The sequence below is a fragment of the Bradyrhizobium sp. BWC-3-1 genome (assembly GCF_032917965.1).
Taxonomy (GTDB): domain Bacteria; phylum Pseudomonadota; class Alphaproteobacteria; order Rhizobiales; family Xanthobacteraceae; genus Bradyrhizobium; species Bradyrhizobium canariense_D.
The window spans coordinates 180,600-194,873 of record NZ_CP136625.1 but is presented as its reverse complement, the minus strand read 5'-3'; the positions used below and the strand labels follow the sequence as shown (position 1 = coordinate 194,873).

Below are 14,274 nucleotides of genomic sequence, written 5' to 3'. Positions count from 1 at the left end.
CGTCGGAGCGCGCAGTGATGCCGGGCGCCCGGCCTGCTCCGCACCCAAGCTGACGTGCGTCGCCGGCAGGTGGCTCACTTGCCTGCCTTCGCGATCCAATCCGCAGGCTTGATGCGTCCTGCAAAGGTTGCGGGACCCGAGCCGCCGGCCTTGTAGACGAAGGCTTCACCTTCCTGCACGTCCCCGGCCTCCTTGCCGAAGGCATCGGCGATGTTGGTCTTGTGGGTGACCAGGAAGGTGTTTGTGCCGGCCTTGGGCGGCGCATCGACGAGCTGCCGCACGGCCTGGCCCGCCTTTGCATTTGCACCGGTCGGATTTGCCATGCCCGACGCACTCGCGTTACTGCTGTCCGTCAATGCGTCGACCGGCTTGATCTCGCGGCCGGAGATCAGCCTGCCGGCCTCGATCGCGCGGTTCAGCTTGCTGGTGTAGACGTCGCCGATCGGGATCGCGAGTTCCTTGATGGCCGTCCCGATCTGGCGCGCCATGTCCCGGCCCTTTTCACTGAGCTGACGCTGGGCGCTCATGTCGTCGAATTTGAAAGGGTAGACATCCTTTTGGCTGTCGTCGGTAGCGGTGTGGCGAAACACCAGCACGTAGCCGCCTTGCTTGAGCGAGGCGATCAGTTGCGAGCTATCGGCCGCGGCGGCTTGAGTGGAACCACAGAGAAGGATCACGAAAGCGAGGCGGCAAAGCACGTTCATGCGAAATCCTCTGTTTAAATGCCCCAGAGGATGGTGACGTGCGACGCGGTCGATTTCAATTGTCGATTACCGGCCGAGATCAGGTTCCTATGAAATCCGAATCAAACCGCGAGCTGCCGCGCCGCCGCCAGTCCGGCCAGCGCCTCTTCCAGCTTCTCGCGATCGAGCGGCTTGATCAGAAACCCGTTCATGCCCGCTTCAAAGCAGGCGTAGCGATCTTCCACCAGCGTATTGGCGGTGAGCGCGAGGATCGGCGTGTGATGGCCGCCTCTAGCTGCCTCATGCGCACGGATTCGTTTTGTCGTTCCGATGCCGTCAAGCTGCGGCATCTGGATGTCCATCAGCACGAGATCATAGGGCGTGCCGGCCGATGCCGCGCCGAGCCAGGATTCCAGCGCGGCCTCGCCATTGATCGCGATGACGACGCGGTGGCCGAGTTTCGTCAGCAGCGAGCGCATCAACAGCGCGTTGATCTCGTTGTCCTCGGCGACGAGAACCGACAGGCCTTTCGCCGGTACCGCGGCGGTGGATGGGGCCGAGGGCTCCGGCGCGAGATCGGGCGAGGCGACCTCCGGGGGTAGCGTGAGGCGTGCGGCGAGCGAGGCCGCGCGCAGCGGCTTCACCAGGAAGCCCGTGAAGGCCGGCGAAAGTTTCTCGTGGCGCGAGCCGGACGTCAGCAGCACGAGGCGTTGCGTCGCATGACTGCGTGCGGCTTCGCCGAGGCGGTCGGCGGTGGCAGCGCCGAGCGCGCGATCGATCAGGACCGAATGCCATGAGCGTTCCGGCAGCAGCGCTTCCGCCACCGCGACGTCCGTCACCATGCAGGTCTGGCCGCCCCAGCGCTCCAGCCGGCGCGCGATCAAGGAGGCCTCGATGCCGTCGGCGATCAGCAGGATCGACTTGCCGGTGAGATCGGGGACGGGGAACGCCGTCTGTTCTGCGCCAGCGTGCGCTGGCGCGAGCGGAATCGCGACCTCGAAGGTCGAACCCTTGCCCGGCTCGCTCGTGAGCGTGATGCGGCCGCCCATGCGCTTGACGATGCGCTCGCTGATGGCGAGACCGAGGCCGGTGCCGCCATAGGTGCGGGCGACGCGTTCGTCGGCCTGCTCGAATTCGCGGAAGATGCGCTGTTGCGCGTCGGCTGCGATGCCGATGCCGGTGTCGCGCACCAGAAAACTGATCTCGTTCGGCCAGATGCCGGGCTCGACGATCAGCGCGACGCCGCCGCTCGCAGTGAACTTGATGGCGTTGCCGGCGAGGTTGAGCAGCACCTGGCGCAGCCGCGCGGCGTCGCCGACCACTTCGAGCGGCAGCCGCTCGTCGACATAGGCGGCGATCTCGAGCTGCTTCGCCTGCGCGCGCGGCGCGAGCAACTCGGTGATGTCCTCGATCAGGGCCGAGAGCGAAAAGGGACGCTGCTCGAGATCGAGCTTGCCGGCTTCGATCTTGGAATAGTCGAGCAACTCCTCGATCAGCGCCACCAGCGCTTCGCCGGAGGTCTTCACGGCCTTGGCGTAGGTCGACTGCTCAGGCGTCAGCGTGGTGTCGAGCAGCAGCCCGCCCATACCGATGATGCCGTTCAGCGGCGTGCGGATCTCGTGCGACGCCATCGCCAGGAAGCGCGATTTGGCCCGGTTGGCGGCGTCGGCCTGATCGCGGGCGTCGGACAGCGCGCGCTCGGTCTCGGTGCGGTCGGTGACGTCGCGTCCGACGCTCTGCAATTCGGCGGGCTGGCCGGCGTCGAGGCGGACATAGCCTTCGCGCCAGGCGATCCAGCGCGCGCCGAGCGGGGTTGCGATCTTCTGGTCGTGAATCCGCGTGCCGTTGCTCTCGCGAGCGCTGTCGCCCTGCTCCAGCACGGCGAAATCAAAGCGCGTGCCGACCAGCGCGCCGCGCGCCTGTCCGGCAAGCGCGCAATAGGCGTCGTTGGCGAAGGTGATGCAGCCGCTTGTGTCGCGCAGCACGATCAGATCGCCCTGCTGTTCGAACAGGCTGCGGGCGCGTTCTTCCGCTTCCTTCAACTCCCAATTGCGGTCGATCAGCGTTTCGTTGTGGGCAGCCAGCGCCCGCATCCGCTTGTTGACGAAGCGCAGGCGCATGCTGAGCGTGGCGAGGCCGAGGCAGGCGAGCGCGAACAGGAAGCTGACGCCGATCGCAAACGCATTGGGATCGTAGCCGGACGTCTCGGACCGGCTGCCGGAGACAAACCCATAGGCGCCGCCGAAGGTCGCCGAGAAGATCATGAAGGAGCGGATCGCAAAGGCGATTCGGGGGTGCTGTCGCCTGAAGCGGCGCATGCGCACCTTGATCCGGAACGTCCGACCCATCGCCACCGACCCGACTGTTTTCATAAAACGCTACGCTCGCTGTAAACGACGATGTGCCGCCGACCTTGCGAACAGTTTGAGGCCCTGCGACCGCCTCCAAACAGGGTTGACGAGGCGTTAACGGCGCAAAGCGACGCGGCTCAAAGCGAGGCGGCCTGGAGACGGCGGTGGCCGCCGCGGGCGCCGACGATCAGCGCCGCCGCCTCGCGCTGCGAGAAGGTTTTCGAGCGCACATAGACACGGTAATCCGCCGGCCCCTCGGTGGAGAGATAGATCACCTGACCGCCGTCGACGGGCTGCGCGGCAATCGAGATCAGGCGAGTCGAGGGGTTGGCCTGGCAGGACTCCGATTCCGAGCCGAGGCCGTCGTCGACGACGGCGAAGTCGGCCGCGTCCGCATCCTCGGTGATCTGAACCCGCACCGTGGCGCGCGCGGGATCATCGGTGAAGGCGACATGCACGCCGGCGGTCCAGAACAGCGACGTCAGCTCGACCGAGGTGTCGCCGAGGGCGATGCAGGGATGCGAGACCGATCCGATCTCGCTTCGGGCAAACACCGCGGCCGCCAACAGGGGAACAACCGACGCCAGGATCTTGAAACGCAACATGACGCGCTACTCGCCGGGCCCGGTACGGGGAACTGATGGGCCTTATGGTTTGCAGAGCGTAAAGGAAACTCGTTACCGCCGGGTTGATGCCGGTATCCGGGGATGAGGATCTCAGTCGGTTAGGCGCTTCTGTTCGTTTTTCGCTCGACTTCAGTGAGAACCAAATAGCTGTTCTTGCCGAAGCTGATCGCCCACAGCGCCGCCCAGGCACCCCACCTGTTCCTGACCTCGATCTCGACGGTTTGGCCGGGAGTGGTGCGAACGACGAGCGGCTGGCTCCTGCCCCAATCAATGGTCGCCTCGATCGTGCAGGCGCCGGCCGGCAGCGTGATCTCCAACACGCCGTTGCGCGCAAGCTTCCCAACGCTGGTCCCGTTGACCCACAGCTCGTATGACCTCAGCCAATCAGCGTATTGGGACGCACGAACAAATCTGATGGTGCAGGCATTGGCGTCGGTCATAGCTTCACTCTCGGGGAACGTGCTGTTCGTCAGGAAGATGCCGCGGGCGTATCGGTCAGGCGATCTGGCGCACATCCTCCGCGAGTGCGCGGTAGGACAAGGCCTCGGCGAGATGCAGCCGGCCGATCCTGTCCGCATGATCGAGATCGGCCAGCGTGCGCGCCACCCGCAACACGCGGTGATAGCCGCGCGCCGACAGCCGCATGGTCTCGGCGGCGTCGCGCAGCAGCTTCTGGCCTTGCGCATCCGGTTTGGCAATCTCCTCCAGCACCGAGGCCGGCGCTTCGGCATTGGTGCGAACCTTCGGCAGGCCGGCGTCCGCGTAGCGGGCGAGCTGGATATCCCGCGCCGCCGCCACGCGCGCGGCGACTTCGGCCGAGCCCTCTGCGGGCGGCGGCAGGATCAAATCGGCCGCGGTCACCGCGGGAACCTCGATGCGCAAATCGATGCGGTCCATCAGCGGCCCCGAGATGCGGGCCTGGTAGTCGCCCGTGCAGCGATCGATGCGGCCGCGCTTGCAGGCATAGCCGGGCTCGAACGCATTGCCGCAGCGGCAGGGATTCATCGCCGCGACCAGCATGAAGCGTGCGGGATAGGTGACGCGGTGATTGGCGCGGGACACCGAGACCTCGCCGTTCTCCAGCGGCTGGCGCAGCGAATCCAGCACGCGCGGATCGAATTCGGGGAGCTCGTCGAGGAACAGCACGCCCTGATGCGCGAGCGAGATCTCGCCGGGCCGGGCGCGCATGCCGCCGCCGGTGAGCGCAGCCATGCTGGCGGAATGATGCGGCGAGCGAAACGGCCGCCGCGCCGTCAGTGCGCCGCCCTCGATCTCGCCGGCAACAGAGGCGATCATCGAGACCTCGAGCAACTCGCCCGGTGACAGCGGCGGCAGGATCGAGGGCAGGCGTGCCGCCAGCATCGATTTGCCGGCGCCGGGCGCGCCGATCATCAGCAGGTGATGGCCGCCGGCGGCCGCGATCTCCAGCGCCCGCTTGGCGCTCTCCTGGCCCTTGATGTCGCGCAGGTCGAGCGGCGAGCTTGCTGCTTCATGCACCTTCGGCACAGGCCGCGACAGCACCTGCGTTCCCTTGAAATGGTTGGCTATCTGGATCAGCGAACTTGCGGCGATGATCTGGATGTCCGGGCTCGCCCATGCCGCTTCCGAGCCGCAAGCCGCCGGACAGATCAGCCCCTCCTCGCGCACATTGGCGCCGATCGCGGCGGGAAGAACACCGGCCACCGGCGCGATCGATCCGTCGAGGCCAAGCTCGCCCAGAACGGTGAAGCCGGACAGCGCATCCGGAGGGATCGCGCCGATCGCCCCCATCAGGCCGAGCGCGATCGGCAGGTCATAATGGCTGCCCTCCTTGGGCAAATCGGCGGGCGCGAGATTGACGGTGATCCGCCGCGCCGGCAGCGCCAGCCCCGAGGCGATCAGCGCCGAGCGGACCCGCTCGCGCGCCTCCGACACCGCCTTGTCCGGGAGACCGACGATCGCGAAGGCCGGCAGACCGGGCGCGACCTGCACCTGCACGTCGACCGCGCGGGCCTCGATCCCCTCAAAGGCGACGGTAGAAACCCGCTGAACCATGCCCGAACCAGCCTGCCCTTTTGCACAATTAGGGGTAGCAGAGCGGGCCAATTCTTGCAAGAACAATACAGGAACGGGTCGAGGGGCGCCGGAAGGTCCTAACCAATCGTAAACACGACGAAGACACTACGCCTCGAATGCAAGCTGCTCTGCTCAGCACATTCCAACGAATGTCCGCTACTCCTAGGGGTGCGGGATGGGCCGTGGTCTAACGGGTGAACAATTCAAATGCTTGCAAATCGCCGGAGAAGCGAACGACGGATGTGCACGCGGCTCGCCAAGATTCATTTTGGCGCGGGTTCGCTGCCGCGGGACTGCACGATCACGGATATTTCGGATGGCGGCGTGAAAGTCGTGGCGGAATTTCTGGAAGTGCCGCCGCAATTCACCATCATCTTCGCGCCCGACTATTCCCGGCAGTGCCGGCTGCGCTGGCGCATCGGCTGCGAGTTCGGCGCTGAATTCACCGACTGAGCTTTCGGAAGCGCCCCGCCTTAACGGGACTTTAGCGTTAATCGGTAAGCATCTCTGATCAGTCGCCGAGTGATCAGAGTATGTCCAAGCGTTTGTCCGTCGCCTCTCTTCCGGCGAGATATCTGTTTTCCGCGCTTCTGATCCTGGCCCTCGGCGGCTGTCAGACAACCGGCATCGAGGACATCACCGGCGCGCTCGGCGGAAAGTCGGACACGGCTGGCAGGGCCGAGGCCAAGCCGGACGTGAAGCCGGACATGGATGCGCTGCGCGAGCGCTATCGCGCCAAGCCTGGCGATCCCAACGTCGCGCTCGAATACGGCAAGGCGTTGCGCCAGACCGGCCAGCGCGCGCAGGCGCTCGCGGTGCTGGAGCAGGCCGTGCTCGCCCATTCCAGCAACAAGGCGCTGCTCGCCGGCTACGGCCGTGCGCTCGCCGACAGCGGCAGTTTCCAGCAGGCGTTCGACGTCCTCGGCCGCGCGCATTCGCCCGAGGATCCCGACTGGCATATCCTGTCGGCGCAAGGCGCCGCGCTCGATCAGCTCGGTCGCAACGAGGAGGCGCAGCAATATTACGCCGCCGCGCTGAAGATCGTGCCGGACGAGCCGTCGGTGCTGTCCAATCTCGGACTGTCCTACATGCTGCAGAACAATCTGCCGCGGGCTGAGGAAACGATGCGCCGGGCGCACGAGCGCAATCCCGCCGATTTCCGCGTGCGCGCCAATCTCGCGCTCGTGCTGGGACTCGAAGGAAAGCAGGCCGAGGCCGAAGCCATCGTGAAGGCGGACCTGCCGCCGGATCAGGCGGCGGCCAAGGTCACGGCGCTGCGGCAGTTGCTGGTGAAGAAGCAGCAGCGGGCGGAGAAGTAACTCGCTCGCGCGCGTCAGGATGCCGTGTCAGGAAGCCTTGGTCCGAACGCCTTGCTCAGAACGCCTTGCTCAGGATGCCTTGCGATGCGGGGCTGACCCGCGACCCGACCTGCCCTTCAGCTTCTTCAGCAGCGGCCCGAGCAGCGAGCGCTTCGGCTTCTTCACTTCGCCCCGCCCGGCGAGGCGGTTCGCCATGTTCTGGAACAGCTCGGTGGTGCGGTGGCTCTTGGAGACCTCCGCGATCATCTGGCCGTTGTTGGCCGCGGTCGAGAACAGCTTCGAATCGAACGGGATCACCGCGATCGGCTGGCTCTCCATGGTCTTGGCGAAGGCCTTGACCTCGATCTCCGCCCGCTTGGGCATGCCGACCTGGTTGATGCAGTAGAGCGGCGGCCGGTCGTTCGGCCGCGCCGCCTTCAAGACGTTCAGCATGTTCTTGGTGTTGCGCAGGTTCGCAAGATCGGGCTCGGCCACGATGACGATGTCGTCCGCGTTGACCAGCGCGCGACGGGTCCAGCCCGACCATTGATGGGGAACATCGAGCACGATGCAGGGCGTGGTCATGCGCAGCGTGTCGAACACCGCGTCAAAGGCCTCCGCGCCGAAATCGTAGACGCGGTCAAGGGTGGCGGGCGCAGCAAGCAGGCTGAGACGCTCGGTGCATTTGGAGAGCAGACGCTCTATCAGGGCCGTGTCCGGCCGATCCTGCGACAGCACCGCATTGGCGATGCCTTGCACCGGGTCCTGGTTGTAGTCGAGACCCGTGGTGCCGAAGGCGAGGTCGAGATCGATCACGACGGAATCGAGCGCGAGGTCGCGGGCGATGGTCCAGGCCACATTGTGCGCGACGGTGGAGGCACCGACACCGCCCTTGGCCCCGACCACCGCGATGACGCGGCCGGTGATGATGGTTTCGGACGCCGAGAACAGGCTGCAGATCGAGCGGACGACGTCGAGCGTTTCGACCGGTCCCACCACATAGTCGTTGACGCCGCGGCGGACCAACTCGCGATAGGGCGCGGTGTCGTTGGGATTGCCGATCACGACCACACGGGTGCCGGGATCGCAGACGCCGGCGAGGTCGTCGAGGCCCTCGAGGATGTCGCGGGTGCCGTCGGATTCGATCACGATGACGTTCGGCGTCGGCATCGTTTCATAGACTTCGATTGCCGCCGCGAGGCCACCGTCCTTGGCCGTGAGATGCGCCTTGGCGAGACGGCGATCCTGCCCGGCCGCGGTCACCGCGGCGAGCGTCTGCTCGGTCTCGCAAAAGGCTTGCACGGAGATGCGAGGAACCGGCGCAATGTGTTCCTCGGGGTGCTGCGGATCGTCCGCTTCTTCGTCGTGGACGCGTGTCATCTGCCTGTATCGCTGAGTTTGGCCTTGTCGGCGTCTGGATTGCTGCTCGCGATCGGCGTGCCCTTGCGATAGCGCTCGAAGGCCATGTCACGCCGTGCGTTATAGACCGGCGTCTCGGACCGCGGCTGCTCCAGGTCGGCCGGATTGTCGATCATGGCCGCGAGGTTGCGCTGGCTGGCGCAGCCCAGATTGAAATAGGGCCGGTTCTCGTTGTAGCCGGGGTCGAGGATGGAGGGGCCGATATCTTCCGGCCACAGCCCGCAGGGGCCGGCGACCGCGGCGATCCGGGAATAGCTCAGGCGGATGGTGGGCAGCAGTCCGGGATCCTCGGGCCGATAGGGATGCTGGACGATGGCACGCGAGGGCACGCCGACGGATGCGAGCACGGAACGGATCTCGTGATAGGTCGCCGCCGCCGCGCGCGAATTCGCCGCGTTGACCGGGACGTCGACCACAACCGAGCCGGTGCCTTCGCGCACCCAGTCCCGGGCAATGCCGGCGACGTCCGCGTGCTGCGCGGCCGAGAGGCCGCCGCGAGCCTTGCCGACGAAGATCACGATCGACTTCTTGGCTTCCTCGACCGCGATCGGGTGACGCTGGCGATAGTCGGTCGGCACCGTCTGGGTGACGATCTCGCCGGTGGTGTTGCAGGCGCCCAGCATGACGGAGAGCCCCGTCAGTGCCAGCGCGACGCTCAACCCGCGACGTCGATCGGCCATGGTCTTCGTCATCGCTTCATCCCCTCGTGCCCCGTCTCTTGCCCCGTTCCTCAGGCTGTCCGTTCGTCGTCAGTCGATGATGAAGCCGAAATCGCCGGGCGTGCCCGCGATCGGATCGACGCGGCGCGCGACGCCATAGAGGCGGTTCATGCGACCGAGCAGCGCCGTCTGGGCGTCAGACGCCGGGGCGAAGCCGTCGTCGGGCCGGGACAGTTCCTTCTGAGCCACCGCGCGCACCACATAAGGCGTCACGATCACCATCAGCTCGGTCTCGTTGTTGACGAAGTCCTGGCTGCGGAACAGCGCGCCGATGATCGGTACCTGGTCGACGCCGGGCAGGCCGTTGATCGCCTGTTTGGTCTGCTGCTGGATCAGGCCGGCCATGGCCATCGAACCGCCCGAGGGAATTTCCAGCGTCGTTTCGGCGCGGCGGGTCTGGATCGAGGGGATGGTGATCGAGTTGGTCGAGCTCGACGACAGCGCCTGGGTCACCGTGATGGCGCTTTGGTTCGACAGCTCGGACACCTCGGTCATCACCCGCAGGCTGATCCGTCCCTCGCTCAGCACGACCGGGGTGAAGTTCAGGGAGATGCCGAACTTCTTGTAGGTGATCTGGGTGGTGCAAACGTGGGTGACGGGATCGCAGGCATAGCCCGAGGGAATGGGGAATTCGCCGCCGGCGATGAAGGTGGCGGATTCGCCGGAGATCGCGGTCAGGCTCGGCTCGGCGAGCGTGCGCATGACACCGGCACTTTCCATCGCGCGCATCGTGGCGCTGACGGTCGCGAAGCCTTTGGTGAGACCGGCGACACCTAATCCGTTGTTGCTGACGATCGGTCCGCCGCTGACCGAGAACGGGTTGGAATTGTTGAAGTTCACCACCGCGGTGCCGGCGTTCAGACTGGCGCTGAGATCGACGCCCAACTGCTTGACGATATCGCGGCGCACTTCGCCGACGACGACCTTGAGCATCACCTGGTCGCGGCCGCGCACGATGATGTTATTGACCACCTTGTCGGAGCCGCCGACCAGTTTCGCGGCGACGTCGCCGGCCTGCTGGGCCTCGACCGGGCTCGACACCGAGCCTGTCAGCATCACGCTGTCGCCGACGCCTTCGATCTGCACGCCCGGCAGCGACTGGCGCAGCGCCGTGCGCATGCCGTTGAGATCGCGCTTCACCGCGATATCGTAGGCGGCGACCTGCTGGCCGTCGGCGGCGAAGAACACGACGTTGGTCTGGCCGACCTGTCCGCCGATGATATAGGCGCGTTGGGCCGAGCGGATCACGGCATTGGCGATCTTGGGATCGGCGACCAGCACGTCCTTGACGTCGCGCGGCAGGTCGATGACGGCGGACTTGCCGACGCCGAGCGACAGGAAGCGCGTCTTCGCCGGCGCGATCGTCCCGACCGGCGAAACATCGAGATCGGCTGCCTGCATCGGCGCCTGGTCGCCGACCGGCGCATCTGCGGCGCTGACGACATCGGGGGCTGCGAGGAGCCCCAGGGTCAGCATCGTCCCCGTCCAGAACGAGCGCGCGCGATTCCCCCGAATGCGCATGCCCGTCCGATCATCCCCGTAGTTCATCATGTCCCCATCACTTCTGTGACGTCAGTTGCCGCGCCTGTACGCCGTAGCGGATCACGTTGACCCCGCCGGACCGCTTGCTCGCCTGGTCCTCGGGCGTGCTGTCGACCGAGTTGGCATCGACGATGCTGCGCAGCGCGAGTGTCAGCGTGCCGCCCTGGCGCGCTGCCGATAGCGCGGCGACCTGGTCGGGTTTAAGCTCGAGCGTGACGGTCCTGCCGACGACGGCGTTCTGGCCGTCCTTTTCCTTCGGCGCCTGGTCGATCGCGAGCACGCGGATATTGGTCAGGATCGCTTCGGATAGGATGAGGTCGTTACCGGCGGCCCCGTCAGGATTCTTCAGGCGGCGGGTCAGCATGATGTCGACGCGGTCATTCGGCAGGATGAAGCCGCCGGCGGCAGTCTCGGCTGAAATCTCGGTGGAGACGGCGCGCATGCCCGACGGCAGGATCGCGGCCATGAAGCCGGAGCCGTCGGCCCTGACCAGCTTCTGCTCGCGGATTGGCTCGCCCTGCATCAACGGCACGCGTGCGATCGAGCCTGCAATCTGGATCTGCGCCTCGGGCCTGTTGTCGCGGCGGATGAAGGCGCTGCTCGTGGTCGCCGCCGGCCAGAGCTGCCATTGCAGGTCCTCGGGCTTCACGGCTTGACCGAGCTGAATGTCGTTCTTGGCGACCAGGACCTCGACCGTCGGCAGCTTCTCGGCGACGGGGAGAACGGGCGCGGGCTTATTGTCATAGCCGCTCGCCAGATACGCAGCGACGCCGCCGGCGCCCAGCGCGATGACGAGAACGATAATGCGTGCGGTGTTCATACGCTTCTACTCTTACGCAGGGTACTCGAACCGCACCTGGCGGGTCCCCGTGTCGATGAGTAGGCAGCAAAAGTATAAGCGGTGTTGCGAGGCCGAATGTGATCGACGGCCGCGCTGTGGTCTTTCGGCGGATGGTGAACGTCGCGTTAGCCGGTCGGCCACCGGCCCCGTAGTTTCACGCAGTGCGGCCACTGCGTTCGAATGATGCGCGCGGCGTCATGGTGAATGGGTGGTTAGTGGTGTGCGGGGTGATGCCGCGCATGCATTACGTAGCCTGGATGGAGCGAAGCGCAATCCGGGGCCGCTGAACATGATGTGGCAGCCCGGATTTCGCTGCGCTCCATCCGGGCTATGGGCCGGCGGCTACTTCGCGCGTTTTTGCTCGATCACGTCCCAGAGCTTTGCGGCAACGTCCGGTCCGCCGAGCCGCGCGATGGCGCGGATGCCGGTCGGCGAGGTCACGTTGATCTCGGTGAGGTTGCCGTTGATGACGTCGATGCCGACGAACAACAGCCCGCGCTCGCGCATCGCCGGGCCGACGGTGGCGCAGATCTCGCGCTCGCGCGGCGTGAGCTCGGTCTCCTGCGCTGCGCCGCCGCGCACCATGTTGGAGCGGAGGTCGTCCGTGGCCGGCACGCGATTCACCGCGCCGGCGAACTCGCCATTGATCAGGATGATGCGCTTGTCGCCGTGCTTTACCTCGGGGATGAACTGCTGGATTACCCAGGCTTCCTTGAACGTCACGGAGAACATGTCGAACAGCGAGCCGAAATTCATGTCCTGCGGCATCACGCGGAACACCGCAGCGCCGCCATGGCCGTGCAGCGGCTTCATGACGACGGCGCCATGCCTGTCGCGAAACGCGTTGATCTCGTCGAGGTCGCGCGAGATCAGCGTCGGCGGCATCAGCTGCGGGAAGTTCATCACGAACAGCTTCTCCGGCGCGTTGCGCACGGAGGCGGGATCGTTGACGACGAGCGTCTTCGGATGGATGCGTTCGAGAAGGTGCGTCGAGGTGATGTAGGCGAGGTCGAACGGCGGATCCTGGCGGAGCAGCACCACGTCGAAGCCGTTGAGCGCCTCGCGCCTGGGTTCGCCCAGGGCGAAATGATTGCCCGGCTCGTCGCGCACGGTGAGCAGCTGAACCGGAGCGACGATCTCCTCGCCGACCATCGAGAGCTTGTCGGGCGTGTAATAGGACAGACCATGGCCGCGCTTCTGCGCCTCCAGGAGCAGCGCAAAGGTGGAATCGCCCTTGATGTTGATGCGGGCGATGGGGTCCATCTGGACGGCGACGTTCAGTTTCATGGTCTGCCTTTCAGGTCGAGGCGTCGAATGCCGCCAACACATGGCGTGGAAGTCGTTTCGGCGCAATTAGCATGGCATCGAATCGCATCTCAAATTCCGCATGCTCGGGATGCGCGACGAGCCAGCCTTGCGCGGCATCGATGATGCGCTGCTGCTGGCGCGGCGTCACGGCGAAGGCGGCGTCGTCCAGCGTCGCGCGCGCCTTGACCTCGACGAAGGCGATCAAATTGCGGCGGCGCGCCACGATGTCGATCTCGCCATGCGGCGTGCGGTAACGTTTGGCGAGGATGCGGTAGCCCTTGGCCATGAGATAGGCCGCGGCGCGGCTTTCCGCGGAGATGCCGGTGCGAAACGCGGCGACGCGCTCGGGCGAGGCGATTTTCGGTTCCGCCGGGGCCTCATTCTTCGCCATCGCCGCCCCGCAGATCTTTGGCAAGCTCGAGCGCGCGGGCATAGACCTCGCGGCGCGGCCGGCCCGAGAGCGCGACCGCATGCGCCACCGCATCCTTGACGCTGTTCGCGGCGAGCTGCTCGCGCAGAAGGTCGTCGAGCGCGTCCGATGTCAGCATCCCGGCATCCGCCGCAGGTGGAGCGATCACCAGCACGAATTCGCCGCGCGTCTCCAGCGTATCGGCATCGCGCGCCAGCTCACGCAGCGTCGCGCGCGAAATCTGCTCGTGCAGTTTGGTCAGCTCGCGGCAGATCGCGGCTTCCCGGGTCCCCATGATCTCGGCGAGCTCGGCGAGCGTGTCCTGCACGCGGTTGCCGGAATCGAACATCACCAGCGTCGCATCGATGCGCGCAAGCTCGGCCAGGCGCGACTTTCGCGCGGCGGATTTCGAAGGCAGAAAGCCTTCGAAGAAGAAGCGGTCGGTCGGCAGCGCTGCGACCGATAGCGCCGCCAGCACCGAGGACGGGCCGGGCAGCGCGTAGACCGCGTGGCCGGCGGCGCAGACCTCGCGCACCAGCTTGTAGCCGGGGTCCGAGATCAACGGCGTGCCGGCATCCGACACCAGCGCGATCGAACCACCCTGCGAAAGCCGCTCCAGGATCTTCGGACGGGCCGCTTCCGCGTTGTGCTCGTGGTATTGCTTGAGCTGCGCGGAGATGTCGTAGCGCTCGGTCAGACGCCGCGTGATGCGGGTGTCCTCGCAGGCGATTACATCGACCCCGGCGAGGGTCTGCAGCGCCCGCAGCGTGATGTCACCGAGATTGCCGATGGGGGTCGCGACCAGGTGCAGGCCAGGCGCGGCCTTCGGCGCGACAAGGCGATGGGCGTCGACGGAGAAACCGCGCGAGGCGGCCTCCGTCGTCTCAGGTGTGTTTGTCGGGGACGGCTTTGCGCGCATAATCAGACGAACTTAGGCATGATCCCCGGGGCTGGGAACCGGTCCCGGCAAAAAGATCGTGCCTGGGCAAGGGGCGAGGCAAGGGGCAAGGGGCAAGGAAGGAC

Annotated in this window: 14 protein-coding genes; 2 read left to right on the top strand and 12 right to left on the bottom strand. The window is 66.1% G+C overall.

Annotated elements, in window-relative coordinates; all coding sequences use genetic code 11:
- Window positions 1-74: 74 nt before the first annotated feature.
- The 5 genes from RX329_RS00895 to RX329_RS00875 all read right to left on the bottom strand — a co-directional run bounded on the left by RX329_RS00895 (window position 75) and on the right by RX329_RS00875 (window position 5,694).
- Entirely contained in the window at window positions 75-704 is a 630-nt protein-coding gene (locus RX329_RS00895; RefSeq protein WP_085359555.1) for a histidine phosphatase family protein, read from the bottom strand.
- Between the two features lie 101 nt (window positions 705-805).
- Window positions 806-3,031: a PAS domain-containing hybrid sensor histidine kinase/response regulator gene (locus RX329_RS00890; RefSeq protein WP_162496343.1), complete on the bottom strand. Its 2,226-nt coding sequence runs from the start codon at window positions 3,029-3,031 to the stop codon at window positions 806-808.
- 140 nt (window positions 3,032-3,171) lie between these two features.
- On the bottom strand, window positions 3,172-3,639 hold the full coding sequence (locus tag RX329_RS00885) for a hypothetical protein (RefSeq protein ID WP_085349256.1): 468 nt from the start codon (window positions 3,637-3,639) through the stop codon (window positions 3,172-3,174).
- A 119-nt stretch (window positions 3,640-3,758) separates the two neighbouring features.
- Window positions 3,759-4,100 carry a hypothetical protein gene (locus RX329_RS00880; RefSeq protein ID WP_018459621.1) on the bottom strand — a complete coding sequence of 114 codons (342 nt, stop codon included), beginning with the start codon at window positions 4,098-4,100 and terminating at the stop codon, window positions 3,759-3,761.
- 55 nt (window positions 4,101-4,155) lie between these two features.
- On the bottom strand, window positions 4,156-5,694 hold the full coding sequence (locus RX329_RS00875) for a YifB family Mg chelatase-like AAA ATPase (RefSeq protein ID WP_085359551.1): 1,539 nt from the start codon (window positions 5,692-5,694) through the stop codon (window positions 4,156-4,158).
- Window positions 5,695-5,922: 228 nt separating this feature from the next.
- On the opposite strand from RX329_RS00875, the gene RX329_RS00870 reads away from it, so the two are divergent.
- Both RX329_RS00870 and RX329_RS00865 read left to right on the top strand, forming a co-directional pair.
- Entirely contained in the window at window positions 5,923-6,168 is a 246-nt protein-coding gene (locus tag RX329_RS00870) for a PilZ domain-containing protein (protein ID WP_007598461.1), read from the top strand.
- A gap of 80 nt (window positions 6,169-6,248) precedes the next feature.
- On the top strand, window positions 6,249-7,034 hold the full coding sequence (locus tag RX329_RS00865) for a tetratricopeptide repeat protein (RefSeq protein WP_018459619.1): 786 nt from the start codon (window positions 6,249-6,251) through the stop codon (window positions 7,032-7,034).
- Between the two features lie 69 nt (window positions 7,035-7,103).
- On the opposite strand, the gene RX329_RS00860 is transcribed toward RX329_RS00865, so the two are convergent.
- From RX329_RS00860 to rsmI, 7 genes are all read right to left on the bottom strand, one after another.
- Window positions 7,104-8,393 (bottom strand): CpaE family protein, encoded by a 1,290-nt coding sequence (locus RX329_RS00860; protein ID WP_317245487.1) that lies wholly within the window; start codon window positions 8,391-8,393, stop codon window positions 7,104-7,106.
- Window positions 8,390-9,124 (bottom strand): CpaD family pilus assembly protein, encoded by a 735-nt coding sequence (locus tag RX329_RS00855; RefSeq protein WP_018459617.1) that lies wholly within the window; start codon window positions 9,122-9,124, stop codon window positions 8,390-8,392. Before RX329_RS00855 ends, RX329_RS00860 begins: the two co-directional genes overlap by 4 nt.
- Window positions 9,125-9,181: 57 nt before the next feature.
- Window positions 9,182-10,699: a type II and III secretion system protein family protein gene (locus RX329_RS00850; protein ID WP_026233853.1), complete on the bottom strand. Its 1,518-nt coding sequence runs from the start codon at window positions 10,697-10,699 to the stop codon at window positions 9,182-9,184.
- Window positions 10,700-10,709: 10 nt separating this feature from the next.
- Entirely contained in the window at window positions 10,710-11,513 is an 804-nt protein-coding gene (cpaB, locus tag RX329_RS00845) for a Flp pilus assembly protein CpaB (RefSeq protein WP_085359547.1), read from the bottom strand.
- Window positions 11,514-11,876: 363 nt separating this feature from the next.
- Window positions 11,877-12,821 (bottom strand): glutathione synthase, encoded by a 945-nt coding sequence (gene gshB, locus RX329_RS00840; RefSeq protein WP_085359545.1) that lies wholly within the window; start codon window positions 12,819-12,821, stop codon window positions 11,877-11,879.
- Window positions 12,822-12,831: 10 nt separating this feature from the next.
- Window positions 12,832-13,233 (bottom strand): YraN family protein, encoded by a 402-nt coding sequence (locus tag RX329_RS00835; RefSeq protein WP_085349269.1) that lies wholly within the window; start codon window positions 13,231-13,233, stop codon window positions 12,832-12,834.
- A complete protein-coding gene (gene rsmI / locus RX329_RS00830; RefSeq protein ID WP_085359543.1) occupies window positions 13,220-14,170 on the bottom strand; it encodes a 16S rRNA (cytidine(1402)-2'-O)-methyltransferase in 951 nt (316 codons plus the stop codon). Before rsmI ends, RX329_RS00835 begins: the two co-directional genes overlap by 14 nt.
- Window positions 14,171-14,274: the final 104 nt, after the last annotated feature.

Coding starts and splice junctions, on each gene's coding strand:
- RX329_RS00895 (WP_085359555.1), bottom strand. CDS start 704: ATGAACGTGCTTTGCCGCCTCGCTTTCGTGATCCTTCTCTGTGGTTCC.
- RX329_RS00890 (WP_162496343.1), bottom strand. CDS start 3,031: ATGGGTCGGACGTTCCGGATCAAGGTGCGCATGCGCCGCTTCAGGCGA.
- RX329_RS00885 (WP_085349256.1), bottom strand. CDS start 3,639: ATGTTGCGTTTCAAGATCCTGGCGTCGGTTGTTCCCCTGTTGGCGGCC.
- RX329_RS00880 (WP_018459621.1), bottom strand. CDS start 4,100: ATGACCGACGCCAATGCCTGCACCATCAGATTTGTTCGTGCGTCCCAA.
- RX329_RS00875 (WP_085359551.1), bottom strand. CDS start 5,694: ATGGTTCAGCGGGTTTCTACCGTCGCCTTTGAGGGGATCGAGGCCCGC.
- RX329_RS00870 (WP_007598461.1), top strand. CDS start 5,923: ATGCTTGCAAATCGCCGGAGAAGCGAACGACGGATGTGCACGCGGCTC.
- RX329_RS00865 (WP_018459619.1), top strand. CDS start 6,249: ATGTCCAAGCGTTTGTCCGTCGCCTCTCTTCCGGCGAGATATCTGTTT.
- RX329_RS00860 (WP_317245487.1), bottom strand. CDS start 8,393: ATGACACGCGTCCACGACGAAGAAGCGGACGATCCGCAGCACCCCGAG.
- RX329_RS00855 (WP_018459617.1), bottom strand. CDS start 9,124: ATGACGAAGACCATGGCCGATCGACGTCGCGGGTTGAGCGTCGCGCTG.
- RX329_RS00850 (WP_026233853.1), bottom strand. CDS start 10,699: ATGAACTACGGGGATGATCGGACGGGCATGCGCATTCGGGGGAATCGC.
- cpaB (WP_085359547.1), bottom strand. CDS start 11,513: ATGAACACCGCACGCATTATCGTTCTCGTCATCGCGCTGGGCGCCGGC.
- gshB (WP_085359545.1), bottom strand. CDS start 12,821: ATGAAACTGAACGTCGCCGTCCAGATGGACCCCATCGCCCGCATCAAC.
- RX329_RS00835 (WP_085349269.1), bottom strand. CDS start 13,233: ATGGCGAAGAATGAGGCCCCGGCGGAACCGAAAATCGCCTCGCCCGAG.
- rsmI (WP_085359543.1), bottom strand. CDS start 14,170: ATGCGCGCAAAGCCGTCCCCGACAAACACACCTGAGACGACGGAGGCC.